This is a genomic window from Mesobacillus maritimus (genome assembly GCF_023715205.1).
Taxonomy (GTDB): domain Bacteria; phylum Bacillota; class Bacilli; order Bacillales; family Cytobacillaceae; genus Mesobacillus_B; species Mesobacillus_B maritimus_C.
In genome coordinates this window covers 30,245-47,049 of record NZ_JAMBNR010000014.1, presented here as the reverse complement: position 1 = coordinate 47,049, position 16,805 = coordinate 30,245, and the positions used below count along the sequence as shown (strand labels likewise).

Sequence of the window (16,805 nt, the reverse complement as noted above, 5' to 3'; positions counted from 1 at the left end):
GATTCATGAATAGCCTTGCAGAAATGACACCTTCGCAGGTCAGAAAAATGATTCGCCGAAACGAGCTTGTAAGACCGACAGCCGGGATGGCAAGCGGCTATACACAAGCAAATTTGGCGATTTTAAAGAAAGGATGCTTTTGACTTCCTCCTGTTTGCCCAGCGGAACCCAAAATCCTGCCCAATTATTGATGTGCTGGAGCCTGGATCTCCTGTTCCGCAAAGGGCGGCCCCGACGGCTGATATCCGCACCGATATTCCGAAGTATCGTATTTATCGGCATGGCGAACTGAGGGACGAAGTGACGGACATTACCAGATATTGGGAAGGTGACATGGTCGGTTTTCTCATCGGCTGCAGCTTCACCTTTGAACACGCCCTCCTTAATAATGGCATTCCAATCCGACATATTGAAGAGGGCTGCAATGTGCCGATGTATATTACTAACCTGGAATGCACCAAAGCGGGCAAGTTCCACGGAATGACCGTGGCAAGCATGCGGCCAATCCCTCAGGAAGATGTTGTGCGGGCAGTGCAGGTGACATCCCGTTTCCCTGCTGTCCACGGAGCGCCAATCCATATCGGGAACCCGGCAGCAATTGGCGTTACAGATATCAGCCGACCTGACTTCGGCGACGCCGTCACAATTAAAGAAGGTGAAGTTCCTGTATTCTGGGCATGCGGTGTCACTCCTCAAGCTGTTGCAATGGAAACAAAGCCCGCATTGATGATCACGCATGCACCCGGACATATGTTTATTACCGACCTGCGTGATGAAACGTTAGGGGTCTTATAAGTAAAATGACAGGCTGCTGATTTTTCAGCAGCTTTTTCCCCGATTCCCGCAAAGAAGGACATAGATGAACCGCATCCATGTCCCTTTTTACTGTAATAATATTATTAGCTGATATATCCAAACTTCCGAGAAATCTCCTGTGCTGCACCTTTGACCTTTTCAACCAGATACGGCAGCCTCTCCTGCTGGTAATTCACGTCCAGGCCTGCAATACTGATGCCGGCTATAATTCGTCCATTATGATTAAAAATAGGCGCAGCTACCGCAGCAGAATAATCCTGCAGCTCCGAGTAACTGACGGTATACCTCATTTTTTGGGACTCCTCGAGAACAAGGAGAAGTTCTTCTTTATCGGTAATCGTTCCGGAAGCAATCGGTTTCAATTCTATCTCACCTAAATACTGCTCTCGCTCATCTTCAGGCAAAAAAGAAAGAATTATACGAGAGCATGCTCCCGCATAAAGTGGAGATCTGCGGCCTATCGCAGTAAAGAGCCTTACCGGTTGCTTTGTGTCCAGTTTTTCGACATAGAGGGCCTCTTTACCATCTTGCACGATAAGGTTTACAGCTTCCCCGACCTCATGATGAAGCCTTTGCATAATTGGCAAAGCCACTTTCCGGATATCTAGACGTTCTGCCACTAAATGGCCAAACTGAAGAAACAACAGACCAAGGGAGTATTTCCCATCCGTTTCTTTATCAAGAAACCCCATCTCTTCAAGTGATAACACCATTCGATACACAGACGTTTTTGGAATTCCCGAGAGCTCGACGATTTCATTGAAACTCAGCGATGAATGGTCAATAAACAGATTGAGTATATCCATTGACCTTACGACCGTCTTATTTTTGACCTGCACAAGCTACCCTCCTCCTTTAGCATAGTTCCGAATTTCGGTATATACATTCATTATACTGGCAGCATCCGGAATTAAACAAGATGTTAGTTTGTATTTTTAAATGGGGATATAAAACATATGTCTGCACAAAAACAAAGAGAAGGCCCCTGTAATAAGCGACCTCCTCTGTATTTTGTATCCGGGCATATACAAACCAGTCCCGTTTACATCTATATTTCTCCACCATACTCCCACAGGCCAAGCTGCCCTTTTGCAGGAATATATTTTTCAAGGAGCCGCATGTCCTCAACTTCCCATACATAGCCTCCTACATCAAAATCCCCCAGCAAAAAGTCATTCCCCGAAACTTTTCGCCCATCTTCCAGCACCGCCCATGTTCCGTGGTTTTCCACTACCTTCAGACAGTTTCGCAGCTTACAGACGCCGATGATTACTCCAGTCGGCAAGTTGTCTGCTGAATAACCATGCTTTCCAAGCAGATCCTGGATGATTCTGTAACTGCAGACTTGTTTATCTATTTTTTTACTCGTATGAATGGCTAGGTCTCCCCGGTAGTTTGTTTTCCAGGTCCTTGTTTCATACTGGGACTCGCGAAGTACAAATAAACTTGCCCAAGGCTGAATCATTGATAGAACCTTCATGAATGGAAATCCACCTCCTTAGCAATTAGATGACTTTAGAGTTGCCATCGATTCAGAAAGTTAGTACACGAACAAAGAAAAAGGCACAATGTTTGCTGCCTAGAGCTACCGCCCTGCCCAGGATTTGACTCCCCTCTTCCTATTTTCCCTGTCAGGTTACCTGCCAACTTCCTTTATCACAGAGGTTATCCAAGATAAGCTGGAAATAGCTTGATAAAACCATAACAGAGAGGAGCAATAAAATTGGAAAATAGCAGCTTATCGGTACCGCAATGGCTGTATCCGGCAACTTCGATGTGCTTGGGTTGGCAGAAGAAACGGCCGGTTCTATTCAGGTTCCTGCTGCCGCTCAGGCACTGGTTGGTATTAAGCCCTCGTTTGGCTTGATTCCGTCGACTGGGGTAACCCCTCTTGCCGGCAGCACCAGGGATGTTCTAGGCCCGCACGCTCGCACCGTTCAGGTTGCGGCGGAACTTATTGCGATGGCTTATGCCTACGAGCAGGCTACAAAGCATAGAGCTGCACCAACCCTTATTAAATAACCTACAAAAAAGCGATCCTCATAATTAGGGGACCGCTTTTTTGTTTTATTTATAGAAAAAATATGGCACCAAGCGGAGACACTTGCAGATTATCTTTCCGATAATTTGAAAGACATATATCAGGAGATGACTTTATGATTTTTCCACAGCATGTCCGCCAAATTCATTACGAAGGGCTGCTACCACTTTACCTGTAAAAGTATCGCTGTCTAATGAACGGTAACGCATCAAAAGAGACATTGCGATAACAGGAGTGGCTGCTTGTAAATCTAAAGCTGTTTCAACTGTCCATTTCCCTTCACCAGAAGAGTGCATAATCCCTTTAATTTCATCTAGCTTTGCATCTTTTGAAAATGCACGTTCAGTCAACTCCATGAGCCATGAACGAATAACTGAGCCGTTATTCCACACTCTAGCCACTTTTTCGTAGTCAAAATCGAACTCGCTTTTTTCTAATACCTCGAATCCTTCACCAATCGCTGCCATCATACCGTATTCAATTCCATTGTGAACCATTTTTAAGAAATGACCGCTCCCTGCTTTACCAGCATAGATAAATCCGTTTTCGACAGCTGTATCCTTGAAAATAGGTTCCACGATTCCCCAGGCTTCAGGGTCTCCACCAATCATATAACATGCTCCATTACGAGCACCTTCCATTCCGCCAGAAGTACCGGCATCCATAAAGTGAATTCCTACTTCCTTTAACTGGTTATATCGGCGAATGGATTCCTTATAGTGAGAATTTCCAGCTTCAATTATAATATCTCCAGTGCCTAATAATGGTGTCATTTCATCAATTACTGAATCTACCACAGCATGCGGAACCATAATCCATACAACTCTTGGTTTTTCTAATGATTGAACAAGTTCTTTTAAATCAGATATACCTTGAGCACCGTATTTCTTCATTTCTTCAACGGCACTTCCATTTACATCGAATGCTACTACTTCGTGCTTGTTATCAATTAAATTTCGACCTAAGTTTAATCCCATTTTTCCTAAACCAATTAATCCAACCTTCATGTTCATTTCCTCCTTAATAATCTAAAAATATTCTTTATCTTTTATTACTACCACCATTTATATCCTTCCTCTGCCAATAATTGATGGGAAGCATCTGGTCCCATAGACCCGGAAGGATATAATTGAAGGGGAATTGTATTTTCCTCAAAAGCCTCTAAAATAGGCTGTACCCATTTCCAAGACAACTCCACTTCTTTCCAGTGTGCAAAGAATGTTGAGTCGCCACGCATTGCATCGTAAATTAAAAGCTCATACGCTTCAGGAACATCTGCTTGCTTAGCAGAAAAATCAACATTGACTGGTTCGATTTTTCCATTGTTTAATGGGTTTTTACTATTTAATTGTAATGAAACACTTTCGTTTGGATTGATTTCAATCACTAAAAGATTTGGCGCAGTTTCTCCTCCTTGAGTCCTATACAAATCCTTTAAAGTATTTTTGAATTCAATCACAATTCGGGTGGATTTCTCTGTCATTCTTTTTCCTGTACGGATATAGAAAGGAACCCCTCTCCAAAAATCATCATCCACCCAAAGACGGGCAGCCACAAATGTGTCATTTAAAGAAGAAGGAGCAACTTCAGGTTCCCCTGCATACCCAACAACTGGTTTACCTTGGATCTCACCAGGACCATATTGACCGCGAATCACATGATTCACCACATCCTCTTTCTTTAATGGACGAAGTGATTCTATTACTTTTCTCTTTTCATTGCGGATCTCTTCTGCACTAATTTGTTTTGGCAGCTGCATTGCTGTCATCATCAACATTTGCAGCATATGATTTTGAAACATATCGCGAATTGCTCCCGCTTGATCATAATAACCAGCTCTCTCTTCAACCCCAATTGTTTCGCTTGCAGTAATTTGCACATTTGCAATGTATTGGTTGTTCCATAATGCTTGAAGCACTGGATTTGCAAATCCCAACGTTTCCAGGTTTTGTACCATCGGCTTTCCAAGATAGTGGTCGATGCGAAAAATTTCTTCTTCATCAAAAGCTTTACTTAATTTATCGTTTAATTCATGAGCTGATTTTAAGTCATGTCCAAACGGTTTTTCGATAATTAGACGTTTCCAGCCTTTAGGAGAACCTAGACCACTCTCTTTAATGTTGAAAGCAATCACATCAAAAAACTCTGGAGCAACAGATAGGTAGAACATACGATTTTCTGGAATATTCAATTCTTCTTCACGTTGTTTAACGAGTTCAAGTAATCCCTTATATCCTTCAGCCTTGGTTGCATTTACACGGCTATACCGAAAGGCACGGATAAATACTTTAAGGTTTGAATCGTTATTTAGTGATCGTCTAGAAAATGTTTTTAAGGAATCTTCCACATGGTATTGAAATTCAGTATCTGACAAATCGCCTCTTCCCACCCCAATAATTGAGATGGGCAGAGGTAATTTTTGATCCAAAAATAAATTATATAGAGCCGGGAAGATTTTTCTTTTTGCTAAGTCCCCTGTCGCCCCAAATAAGACAAATGTCATTGCCTCCATTTTACATACCTCCATAATCAAAAATTTCACTTATGCCTTTCATAAAAACTACTTTAACCCATGCTAGTTAACCCCTGGCTTAGCCATATTTTTATTTGAACCTGCTTGGATCGTAATAATGATGTCCCTAAAATGTGAATGACCACATTTTGGACAATAATCATTATTCGATGTGAAGGTTAGGCATCTTGAACAAACTTTGTGATGCTTTGCATGTAACCCGAACATATTATTCACCCTTTCAATGTAATAAACTGCATGCGGAAGATAAGATAACTGATCAATAACCAGGGTATTTCGTGAATCCAATGTTGCAACAAGATGTAAGTATAATACCTACATTTTTAAAACGGAAGTACGCACTTTTTATTTAAATAATGATAAAAAAGTAACATAGTATCAAAATATATACTAAGGGTAATAAACTCATTTGTTTTTACGTTAAATAATTTAAAAAGCCAGGGTGAGCATGCTCACCCTGGCCACAAAAATATATGTGATATAACGACAATATGGCAAATAATCAAGCAATTTATTCAGAAATAGGCCATGCATAATGGTGCATTGTTTCTATTAAAGTTAATAGTGAGACTATATAAGTGGTTAGTCTTATAGTATACTTTTTAACACTATGTAAAATAAAAGTGCGTACTTTTAATGTTGAATCATACGTAGTATACTTGCAATTGTTCAGCGAGAGGACATGATATTCCTTATTGCTGGCAGGTACAGATAAGCACTGTAAGGATAATTTTACTGTAAAAGTATTATTACACTTTGGAGACATTATCACTGTACACCAATAAAAAAATAGGAGTGAATATAGATGGAATTACAATTAGCATTAGATTTAGTAAATATCCCAGAAGCAATTGAGTTAGTTAAAGAAGTGGAGGAGCACATTGATATCGTTGAAATCGGAACACCGGTTGTAATCAATGAAGGTCTTCATGCTGTAAAAGCAGTAAAAGAAGCATTCCCTAATTTACAGGTACTAGCTGACCTTAAAATCATGGATGCTGCTGGTTATGAAGTGATGAAAGCTTCTGAAGCAGGCGCTGATATTATCACTATTCTTGGAACTGCTGAAGATATGTCAATCAAAGGTGCTGTAGAAGAAGCAAAAAAACAAGGCAAAAAAATCCTTGTTGATATGATTGCTGTAAAAGACCTTGCTGGACGTGCAAGAGAAGTGGACGCTATGGGCGTTGATTATATTTGTGTTCATACTGGCTACGATCTTCAAGCAGTTGGAAAGAACTCTTTTGAAGATTTACAAACCATCAAAGGTGTTGTAAAAAATGCTAAAACTGCAATCGCAGGCGGGATTAAATTAGACACACTTCCAGAAGTCATCAAAGTACAACCAGACCTTGTCATTGTAGGTGGCGGGATTACTGGTCAAGCTGATAAAAAAGCTGCTGCTGCCAAAATGCAACAAATGATTAATCAAGGGTAATTCAAATCATGAATACAACTCAATACCTGGCTGAAATCATAAAAGAGTTAAATCGCTCTGTAGATTTAATTTCGAATGATGAAGCTGAAAAATTAGTTAATGGGATTCTTGAATCAAAAAAAATCTTTGTTGCAGGCGCAGGTAGATCTGGATTTATGGCCAAATCATTCGCCATGCGGATGATGCACATGGGGATAGATGCCTATGTGATTGGCGAAACAGTAACCCCTAACTTTGAAAAAGATGACATCTTAATCATTGGATCAGGTTCAGGAGAAACGAAAGGTTTAGTTTCCATGGCTGAGAAAGCAAAGAGCATCGGTGGGACTATTGCAGCTGTAACCATTTTCCCTGAGTCCACTATTGGACAATTAGCGGATATCTCAATTAAGTTGCCGGGCTCACCTAAAGATCAGTCGGAGAGTGATTTTAAGACCATTCAACCAATGGGCTCATTGTTTGAGCAAACACTTTTACTATTTTACGACGCCGTGATTCTTCGGTTCATGGAGAAAAAAGGTTTGGATACCAATAAGATGTACGGTAGACACGCCAACTTAGAATAAATATATTATTCCTCGAGTTCTAAATAAGAAAGACCGCAAGCTGTTTCCATGCAAGATTGCGGTCTTTGTTTGAATTAACTACTTCAATTGTAAAAATTTCAGGAGTGATAAAATGATTTCTTTAAATGGAAAAACTGCAATAGTTACTGGCGCAGGAAGAGGCATTGGACGTGCTACTGCTATCGCCTTAGCAAAAGAAGGCGTTCATTTAGGTCTAATTGGCTTAAATATGTCTAATCTAGAAAAGGTAGCCGCTGAACTAGCACAATTTGAAGTAACGGTATCTGCAGCAACAGCAGATGTTACGGATCTTGAATCGGTTACTCAGGCTGTTGAACATATCAAATCAGACTTAGGTCCAATTGATATCCTAATCAACAATGCAGGTGTTGCTAAATTTGGTGGATTCCTTGATTTAACACCAGAAGAATGGGAAAAAATCATCCAAGTCAATTTAATGGGTGTGTATAATGTAACAAGAGCAGTATTACCAGGAATGATCGAAAGAAAATCAGGAGATATCATCAATATCTCTTCATCTGCCGGCCAAAAAGGTGCTCCTGTTACAAGTGCTTACAGCGCTTCTAAATTTGCTGTATTAGGGCTAACAGAATCACTTATGCTAGAAGTAAGAAAACATAATGTCCGTGTTACTGCTTTAACACCAAGTACGGTCGTTACAGATTTAGCCATTGATACAAATCTTGTTAAAGGCAATGAAAAAAACGTGATGCACCCAGAAGACCTTGCAGAATTAGTCGTGGCTAGTTTAAAATTTAATCCAAGAGTTTTTGTTAAAACAGCTGGATTATGGTCAACAAATCCATCATAAAACGAAGCAGATCCGTTTGGATCTGCTTTTTTTTGTAGGTACAAATATGTATCAATGATACAAGGACAAAAAGATCGAAAGATAATAAAATAAACTCTCTTATAGTGTAATTTCTATATAATGTCCAAAGGCATTTTTCTAGTCGGTTGCGGAAATACCTCATCAAGTCTATTTAAATCCTCTTTTGATAATTCAATACTAGCAGCTTCCGCATTTGCTAGTACATGTTCTTCTTGGACAGCTTTTGGAATAGCTAGACAATTGTTAGAACGGATTGTCCAAGCGAGAGTGATTTGTAAGGGTTGGACAGCGTATTTTTCTGCAATCTCTTTAATGGTTGGATCCGTTAACAGTTGTCTTCTTAAAGTGCCTCCTTGAGCTAGCGGGCTATATGCCATAATAGGCATGTTATGTTCTTGCTGCCATGGTAAGAGATCATAATCTATACCCCTTGAACCAAGATGATATAACACTTGATTCGTCATACAATTTTTTCCGTTAGTGGTGTTCCATAACTCTTTCATATCATCGGTATCAAAATTGGAGACTCCCCACCTTACTATTTTTCCTTCCTTGCGTAGCTTTTCCATTCCTTCAATAGTTTCTCCTAATGGTACACGTCCTCGCCAGTGTAAAAGGTACAAATCAAGATGATCGGTTCCCAGCCTTTTTAAACTGTTTTCACACGCTTTGGCAATCATATCTAATCCTGCATGATGAGGATACACCTTTGATACTAAAAAGACGTCCTCTCTACGTCCTTTAATTGCTTCACCTACTAAGCGTTCAGATTCGCCATCACCATACATTTCCGCCGTATCTATTAGTTTCATGCCTAGGTCTATTCCGAGTTGTAAAGCTTTGACTTCCCTTTCTCTCATTTGAGGATTTTCTCCCATGTACCAAGTTCCTTGTCCTATTCTTGGCAGAGAAGTTCCATCAGGCAATGTAACTACACGACTTTCAAGGGAATTTTTTATTTTTGTTAATTTATTTTCGTCCTGTACACTCATTAAAAATCAACACTTCCTTTTGTATCTTTTTATGTACCTAATTACAAAAAAGGCGGCAATACTCTTTTGCAGTATTGCCACCAGTAAATTACTTAACTCTTACCTTATTTCTATTTTTGTTAGAACTGCTGCTTGGCAGTTCAACATCCATTTAGGCCATTATACTAAGTGAGCTCCACCATCAATAAGAACAGAGGTCCCAGTAGTAAAACCATTTTTAGCAAGGTATACATAGGTTTCAGCTATGTCTTCCGGCTTTGCAATCCGTCCAACAGGGAGCTGTTGTGCAATGCCGTTGAACAGTGCTTGCCTCTGATCATCTGGCATTCCAGCATAGATTGGAGTGTCTACAATTCCAGGTGAAACCACGTTTACCCTAATAGGGGCTAGGTCCACGGAAAGTCCTCGAACCAATCCTTCAATGGCTGAATTGATTGCCGCTAACGTAGTAGCGCCTTGAGGAGGACGAACGCCATATACACCAGAGGTTAAAGTGATTGAGCTCTCATTGCTTAAATATGGAAGTGCTGAACGGACGGTAATATATTGCCCCCAGAACTTACTATCAAACGCCTCTTTAGCACTTGCCACAGGCAATTCGCTAAAGTGCCCCATTGTGCCTTCTCCTGCTGTAACCACAAGGTGGTCAAATTTTCCAACCTTGCTGAAAAATTCTGCTACTTTTTCTTCGCTTCGAAAATCGATTTCAATTGCTTCTACATTGCCCCCAAGAACTTGTTTTGCTTCATTTAATTTGGAAACAGAACGGCTGGCAATGATCACTTTAGCAGATTGATCGAGAAACGCTTTGGCAGTTGCTAAACCAATACCAGAAGTACCCCCTAATACAACTACTCGTTTACCATTTAATGACATATTAAAAACCCTTCCTTCTTAAAACCTTTTTTGTATTGAAATTCATTGTGAAATATTCATTTCTAAAACGATACTATTCTGTACTTGCGCTATTATTCAGCTAATAATTTTAAGGATTCACGATTAAAAGCAGGAATGTCATCCGGAAAACGGCTTGTTACAATATTATTGCTTACCACAACTTCTTCATCTTTGTAGTTAGCACCTGCATTTTTGAGATCGTTCCTTATTGATTTGAAACCTGTTATGTCGACGCCTTTTAATAGATCTGTATCAATTAATACTTGTGGGCCATGGCAAATGGCAAAAACAGGTTTACCTTCTTGTATAAATGCTTTTGCGAATTCACCAAAACGGTCGTCTTCACGTAATAAATCAGGAGAGAAGCCGCCAGGGATGAATAAAGCATCAAAGTTTTGAGAATTAACTTCCCCAATTCCTTTATCTATTTTTACTGTTTCACCTTTTTTACCAGTAATATCTTTTCCACCCTGTATGTCGATTGTGATCACTTGATGACCAGCATCTTTAAATGCTTGTGCTGGTTCTGTGAATTCTACATCTTCAAATAAGTCTGTTATTAGAGTAGCAATTTTTTTACTCATTATGATAAGCCCCCTTAAAATTGTAAAAGCAACGTTGGTATTATTCCCATTCAACACAATAAATACAAGTAATCTACTGTTTAGTATATGTTACTGCTATATATATCTTAAATAGAGAGCCTCTAGTCTACTAGCCAGCAAAAATCTGTGACGTGTTTAATGATGGTGATGCCCTTTGGAAGAATTCGTGATGTCAAATCCTGCTTGCGGCACATAGAAATACTTAATCCAGACATCATCTAAAAACGGTTCTCTTTTATCAAGTAAAACATCAATGTCTTTGTCTGTTTTCACAATTTCATCGTGTTCTGTAGGAGTATCAAGCTTTATATCATAATGGGCATGGTCCCCATGGTCCAATGTAACGTAGACACGAACCATTTTCCCTTCAGCCTCTTCACTTTCCAACATCTGTTTCAGCACTTTAGCAGCATTTCGGTTAATTTTGCATTGCATATAATTTATGTCTCCTATTCTAATCATTTTTATATTTTTAAAATACACTATAATCTAATAAAGCCCCTTTATTAAAAATAATCCTGTAAAATCTAGCGGCTTCAGGTCATGTTGTCAACGTTTTAAGGAATTCACAAAAGGACTTCCCTTGCTTCCTTTTTAACTTTCGCTTTTTGTAATCTCTGCCAGAATTTCATACGAACGGAGGCGAGCTTTATGGTCGAAAACTTGGGCAATGGCCATGATTTCATCAGCCTGGCTCTCCTCCACAAATGTCTTCAGCTTTTCCTTCACCGTCTGCTGGCTACCAAAAATCGATGAGCCTAATTGCTGCTCAAGAGCATTTATTTGGTAGCTGCTGGCCACTTCGGATATGTCATCTACCGGTGGTTGAAGCGGTGTAAGGTTGCCGCTCATTAAATTCAAAAATTGCTGCTGTATTGTTGTAAAAAGGCGCTTTGCCTCTTTATCGGTTTCTGCTGCAATGATATTCAATGCCACCATCGCATACGGCTTATCGAGAACATTCGAAGGCTTAAACGCCTTGCGATAGATCTGCAGAGCACCCAGAGTGTTAAGTGGCGAGAAATGGGCGGCAAACGCGAATGGCAAACCCAGTTCTCCGGCCAGCTGCGCACTGAAGCCGCTTGAACCTAGCAGCCAGATTGGAATATTCAAACCTTCACCTGGAATCGCTTTTATAGGGTTCCCTTGTGCAAGGGATGGATCAAAGTAACCTCGGAGTTCCGCTAATTGCTCAGGAAAGTCATCTCCGGTACTTCCCAGGTCGCGTCTCAATGCACGAGCGGTCCTCTGATCTGTACCGGGTGCCCTCCCTAGACCAAGGTCAATTCGCCCAGGATATAAGGATTCAAGAGTGCCAAACTGCTCAGCGATGACGAGCGGTGCGTGATTCGGCAGCATGATTCCTCCAGAACCAATCCTGATTTTTGATGTACCGGCTGCCACATGGGACATTACCACAGAAGTGGCGGAACTGGCGATAAACGGCATATTATGATGTTCTGCGAGCCAATAACGGTTGTAACCATGTTTTTCAGCAAGCTGTGCGAGTTCCAATGTATTGCGGAAAGAGTCGGCTGGAGTACTTCCGGCTGTTATCGGTGAAAGATCAAGCACCGAGAATGGAATTTGGTTCAATTTATTTGCATGTTTAGACATAAGCTCATCTTCTTCCCTTATCTAATTTTTTTAAAAACTAATCTCTTACTGGAATTTCATGAGTCGGAAAGTAAGGCAGCACAAACTCTCCAAGCTCCTGTATGACTTCCTCGGGAGGGCGCTTTGAAAAATACAACACAAATGCCAGGTGATTGACACCAATGGATTGAAATTGATATAGAATTTCTAATAACTGTTTGCGCCCTACACGAAATCCTAACGGAATCGGAACCGGATATGCATCGGGATTTTCCGATAAATCGATAAATAAAGTTTGAGTGAAAGGTTTAAACACTCCTGGGTCGTGAATTTCCGACAACTCGCGGTACGCGTTAATCAATTGAGTTTGTTGTGGGATAATCCTCGGATACTGGACCCAGCCGTCCCCATGCTGAGCAATCCATTCAATCGATTGATTGCTGAATCCTGTCACCATGGTCGGAATCGAAGAAAAAGGTTTGGGAATCATTCTCATATCCGTTCCATCAATGACGCCTAAATCGCTGTTGATTGTCGGACTGTCCTCCTTTAACAGCCGTTCAAGGAATGCATAATTCTTTTTAAACAGCCCTCCACTTTCGAGCTTGGATATTCCCAAGGCTGTGAAATCTTTATCCCGGTCTCCTGAAGCCACTCCCATGATCAGGCGTTCGGGAAACAACCGGTCAATAGATGATGCTTCCTTTGCCATTCGGACAGGATGGCGCAGCGGGAGGACAACACTCGCCGTCCCAAGTGCAATATCCTTGGTATGGGCCGCAAGATAGGTCAAATATATCCATACATCATACATTTGACCATTATCATCAATATTCAAATTCTGAATTGTAACGTCCCGAAGCCACAATGCCGCGAAACCATGGTCTTCAATTTTGCGGGCAAGCGACAGCTGATTTTCCATAATCGGATATTTGGACATCCTTGCCGTCGGAATCGCGAAACCAAGCGTCATTTTATCCTTTTGGTACAACCTGTTAAATGCTCGATGCTGTAATAAACTCACTTCAATTCTCCTTAAATTTTTGTACCAATGTATTTCTCGAACTTTTTAATCGTCTCCTCATTACGGCGATAATACGTCCATTGTCCGATTCGCTTCATTTCAACCAGTCCGCTTTGCAGCAGAATCGATAAATACTGTGAAGTAGTGGATTGCGAAATCCCGGCCTTGCTTCGGATATCCCCTACGCAAACCCCGCCTACAAATCCTTCATCAGCAATAATATGGGCTTGCGGTGAAAAATGTCTGTCGGGATCTTTTAACATTTGAAGAATGCTCACCCTCGTCTGGTTCGACAATGCCTTGAAAATTTCAACGGCTTGTTCATCATTTAAGCGTTCCAATTCCTGCTTCAATGTCATTTGCCTCTTTCTATATCGATTATCACTATCCCAATGGAAGCTGGATAGATGATCTGAAAGCATCACGCCAAATCGGTAATTCGCGATATTTATATATTAACCATCTGGTCCGTCCAAATCAAATGATTTGTTTCGAAGGAGATACGGCGAAAAGCTCCCATCTTAAAAAAGACCACTAAAAAACCTGCATATCATATAACAGGTTTTTTGACGGTTCCGCCACTGCATCTTTGAACTTATTCCATTATTTTCAGCTTATACACTTCTCTAGTTGTTAAAAGGTCTGCAATATTGTTCCTGTATTCCTGATAATGAGGCGACTGAATATGGTGTTTGATTTTATTGAAACCCAAATAAGTAATTCACTGACCGAAAGCCGATAAAATGTGCGGGTAGAATCAACAGTGGGAATGATAACAAGTTCTCCCGATAACCTGCTAATCAACGATTATTTTACTTTTAAAATGAAGGAGCAGGTAATTCACCAATTTTCATACGAAGTAAACTATAAGGTTTTTCTCGTAAATCTTTTCCATAATGAAATCTGGCCTGCCGATGCAATTGGTTTACAATCACATATAAGTATTGATCCGGGCCAATTGAAAAAGTATCCGGCCATAATATTCTTGGATCATGCGCTATTGTTTCCATTGTTCCATTCGGCAATATTTTTCGAATACTGTTATTTTCATAATCCCCAGCATAAACATTTCCTTTTGCGTCGGTGATCATTCCATCAGATGCACCTTTTTCTCCCCAATACTCCACACGGTAAGTTAAATCTTTATCCGGTATCGTTCGGTCTCTTAGGAATTCTGTTGAAATCGAGAAAAGATGACGGCTGGTTAGTGGACAAAAAAATAAAACCTTGCCATCGGGAGAAATCGCTATTCCATCAGACGCCAATCGAAATGGGGAAGTTGATCCATCTTTGTTTCTATTCATCAAAATTCTGCCTTCTACCTTTGGGATAAAATAGGGGTCGGGTGAGGTTGAATTTGCCCCATTTAACCGTCTAAACGCGTTTCCATTCTCTAAATCGACGACAATAATCGCTCCTGGTCCCCTGGATGAAGAGTCCGTAATATAGGCATACCCTGCTTTTCCAACACGAAAATCAAACCGGACATCATTCAAATAAGTGGTTGGCAGGACAACCTCCTCTGAAAAGGTATATACTTTTCTAATTTTATTGGTATCTAAATCAACTGCGACTAATTTAGCCCCCCCTATAATAGGTTCTGAAAAATTCGGTGCCGCCGTATCTAATACCCAAAGTGTCCCCCTGCCATCAGCAACCACACTTTGGACACTTATAAACGACCTTGTAAGATCATTGGAGCTTACTAAATTGGTTTCTAGGCTAGGATAAGGTGTCAATTTCCCATTCACAATTTCTGCCACCGTAAATTTAACATCGTCCCCCCATTTCGGAAAGCAAATGAAAATACGACCTGTTTCTGAAACAGTAACACCGGTAGGCATTGCACCATAAAATGCATGAACGAGTTCTAACTTTCCGAAATATTTTTCCATAGGCAACATAGAGTTCATGATATCCTCCTTACCAAGTTCAAACGGGATATCACCTATATATGGTGAAGACTCATTTCTGGTGCATGGTCATTTTCCTAGGGCAAAAGCAACCTCTGTCCCTTCAAAACATAAAAGGGAAGATAGCCACTGCTGCGGCTGCCTTCCCTATTCCTATTATCAAACTTATATATGATTTTTAGTCTATAACAGTTCAATCTTCACATTCAATTTCAGGCTGATTGGGGATGTAAAAAGTAAGGCCAATTATTTCTCGTCAGCCATAAGGGAAGCGGGAGCTCCCTGTTTTACTTTACATCTACAGTAGCTTTTTCTAGGTTGACCCACTGACCTTTCTCGGATGATTCGAGGATGGCATCTGCAATTTTTTCGATTACGTAACCATCCTCGAAGTTTGGCGAAAACTCAGTATCTTCCACAATCGCTTTAAATAGATCATAAGTTTCAATGATTTTTGTTTCACCATAGCCGATACCCAGAGCTGGAATTGGCCATAATCCTTCACCGTAAGGAGTAGCAGGTCCTGTATAAACCGTTCTGAAACCTTTTGCATCACTAGGATCATCCGCAAAGCAAACTTGCAGCTCATCGCGGCGCTCATAGTTAAAGGCTAAAGACCCTTTTTCACCATGAATTTCAAAGGTCAGGAAGTTGTTGCGGCCCCATGCATTACGAGTTGCTTCAATCGTACCGATCGCTCCATTTTCAAACTTAACCATCGTAATCACTTCATCGTCTACATCAACGTCAGCTTTTGGTACATCCTCCCCGCCGCTTTTCACAGTTCCCAGCTTGTCAATACCGCCAGTTTGAACTGGTCTTTCTGGAATCCATGTTTTTGTCATCGCATTGACATCTGTGATTTCCCCAACCAGATAGCGAGCGAAATCTACTACGTGTGTACCGATATCTCCTAGTGCACCTGAACCAGCGATTTTCTTTTGGAAACGCCATGATAATGGTGAATTAGGATCAGCAGACCAGTCTTGTAGATAGGTCCCACGGAAACTTAAGATTTTTCCAATTCTACCTTCTTCAATATATTTTTTCGCAAGAGCGACCGCTGGTGTTCTTCTGTAGTTGAAAGCAACCGCGTGTTTAACACCAGAAGCCTTTACTGCTTCAAGCATTTCCTTCGCTTGTTCCGCGCCTAATGCTAACGGCTTTTCACAGATAATATGTTTACCAGCCTTTGCAGCAGCAATCGCAATTTCAGCATGTGTGTTGTTTGGAGTTACAATATCGATGATATCGATTTCCGGATTGTTAACAACTTCTCTCCAATCGGTAGAGTAATTGTCAAATCCCAATCTTGCTGCAGCATCCTTAGCCAATTGTTCATTAACATCCACTACTGTATGGCGATGAGGGATCGCCGGTGCCGGCCAGAAAAACATTGGCATTCCTGCATATGCAAGTGAATGCGCTTTCCCCATGAAGCCTCCGCCAATCATACCTATGTTTAATTTTTTCATTTTAAAGTTCCTCCCTTATTTTCTTTCGTTGATTATTTTTCAGCCAATTTATTATT

The 16,805-nt window shown here is 40.7% G+C and carries 17 protein-coding genes and 1 pseudogene; 5 read left to right on the top strand and 13 right to left on the bottom strand.

The features are described from left to right. Positions 1-5: 5 nt before the first annotated feature. Positions 6-795, top strand: a pseudogene (locus tag M3182_RS18780) (putative hydro-lyase). Between the two features lie 104 nt (positions 796-899). Here M3182_RS18780 and M3182_RS18775 read toward each other — a convergent pair. Both M3182_RS18775 and M3182_RS18770 read right to left on the bottom strand, forming a co-directional pair. Then, positions 900-1,655, bottom strand: coding sequence for an IclR family transcriptional regulator (locus M3182_RS18775; protein WP_251559538.1), 756 nt, complete (start codon positions 1,653-1,655; stop codon positions 900-902). 209 nt (positions 1,656-1,864) lie between these two features. After that, complete coding sequence (locus M3182_RS18770; protein WP_251559536.1) at positions 1,865-2,296, bottom strand: ASCH domain-containing protein; 432 nt, start codon at positions 2,294-2,296, stop codon at positions 1,865-1,867. A 272-nt stretch (positions 2,297-2,568) separates the two neighbouring features. Here M3182_RS18770 and M3182_RS18765 point away from each other — a divergent pair, with 272 nt between their 5' ends. Further along, positions 2,569-2,838, top strand: coding sequence for an amidase family protein (locus M3182_RS18765; protein WP_251559535.1), 270 nt, complete (start codon positions 2,569-2,571; stop codon positions 2,836-2,838). Between the two features lie 132 nt (positions 2,839-2,970). Here the strand turns inward: M3182_RS18765 and gnd are convergent, their stop codons facing one another. Beyond that, the gene (gene gnd, locus M3182_RS18760; protein WP_251559533.1) at positions 2,971-3,864 is read right to left on the bottom strand and encodes a phosphogluconate dehydrogenase (NAD(+)-dependent, decarboxylating); all 894 of its coding nucleotides are present in this window, start codon (positions 3,862-3,864) and stop codon (positions 2,971-2,973) included. Positions 3,865-3,911: 47 nt separating this feature from the next. Continuing rightward, positions 3,912-5,369, bottom strand: a complete 1,458-nt coding sequence (gene zwf / locus M3182_RS18755) for a glucose-6-phosphate dehydrogenase (RefSeq protein ID WP_251559531.1) — start codon at positions 5,367-5,369, stop codon at positions 3,912-3,914. Positions 5,370-6,195: 826 nt separating this feature from the next. Between zwf and hxlA the strand changes: the two genes are divergently transcribed. From hxlA to M3182_RS18740, 3 genes are all read left to right on the top strand, one after another. Next, a complete protein-coding gene (hxlA, locus tag M3182_RS18750) occupies positions 6,196-6,828 on the top strand; it encodes a 3-hexulose-6-phosphate synthase (RefSeq protein WP_251559529.1) in 633 nt (210 codons plus the stop codon). A gap of 8 nt (positions 6,829-6,836) precedes the next feature. Further along, a complete protein-coding gene (gene hxlB / locus M3182_RS18745; protein WP_251559527.1) occupies positions 6,837-7,394 on the top strand; it encodes a 6-phospho-3-hexuloisomerase in 558 nt (185 codons plus the stop codon). 112 nt (positions 7,395-7,506) lie between these two features. Continuing rightward, the gene (locus tag M3182_RS18740; protein ID WP_251559525.1) at positions 7,507-8,226 is read left to right on the top strand and encodes a 3-ketoacyl-ACP reductase; all 720 of its coding nucleotides are present in this window, start codon (positions 7,507-7,509) and stop codon (positions 8,224-8,226) included. A gap of 113 nt (positions 8,227-8,339) precedes the next feature. On the opposite strand, the gene M3182_RS18735 is transcribed toward M3182_RS18740, so the two are convergent. From M3182_RS18735 to M3182_RS18695, 9 genes are all read right to left on the bottom strand, one after another. Continuing rightward, positions 8,340-9,239 carry an aldo/keto reductase gene (locus M3182_RS18735; protein ID WP_251559523.1) on the bottom strand — a complete coding sequence of 300 codons (900 nt, stop codon included), beginning with the start codon at positions 9,237-9,239 and terminating at the stop codon, positions 8,340-8,342. Between the two features lie 159 nt (positions 9,240-9,398). Beyond that, on the bottom strand, positions 9,399-10,115 hold the full coding sequence (locus M3182_RS18730; protein WP_251559521.1) for an SDR family oxidoreductase: 717 nt from the start codon (positions 10,113-10,115) through the stop codon (positions 9,399-9,401). Between the two features lie 92 nt (positions 10,116-10,207). Then, complete coding sequence (gene yraA, locus M3182_RS18725) at positions 10,208-10,720, bottom strand: cysteine protease YraA (protein ID WP_251559519.1); 513 nt, start codon at positions 10,718-10,720, stop codon at positions 10,208-10,210. 156 nt (positions 10,721-10,876) lie between these two features. Then, positions 10,877-11,176, bottom strand: coding sequence for an iron-sulfur cluster assembly accessory protein (locus M3182_RS18720; protein ID WP_251559517.1), 300 nt, complete (start codon positions 11,174-11,176; stop codon positions 10,877-10,879). Positions 11,177-11,335: 159 nt separating this feature from the next. After that, a complete protein-coding gene (locus M3182_RS18715) occupies positions 11,336-12,358 on the bottom strand; it encodes an LLM class flavin-dependent oxidoreductase (protein WP_251559515.1) in 1,023 nt (340 codons plus the stop codon). 37 nt (positions 12,359-12,395) lie between these two features. Continuing rightward, the gene (locus tag M3182_RS18710) at positions 12,396-13,361 is read right to left on the bottom strand and encodes a TIGR03571 family LLM class oxidoreductase (RefSeq protein WP_251559513.1); all 966 of its coding nucleotides are present in this window, start codon (positions 13,359-13,361) and stop codon (positions 12,396-12,398) included. A gap of 11 nt (positions 13,362-13,372) precedes the next feature. Further along, complete coding sequence (locus M3182_RS18705) at positions 13,373-13,720, bottom strand: ArsR/SmtB family transcription factor (protein WP_251559512.1); 348 nt, start codon at positions 13,718-13,720, stop codon at positions 13,373-13,375. Positions 13,721-14,179: 459 nt separating this feature from the next. Next, positions 14,180-15,274, bottom strand: coding sequence for an L-dopachrome tautomerase-related protein (locus tag M3182_RS18700; RefSeq protein ID WP_251559510.1), 1,095 nt, complete (start codon positions 15,272-15,274; stop codon positions 14,180-14,182). Between the two features lie 287 nt (positions 15,275-15,561). Next, positions 15,562-16,749, bottom strand: coding sequence for a levoglucosan dehydrogenase (locus M3182_RS18695; RefSeq protein WP_251559508.1), 1,188 nt, complete (start codon positions 16,747-16,749; stop codon positions 15,562-15,564). Positions 16,750-16,805: the final 56 nt, after the last annotated feature.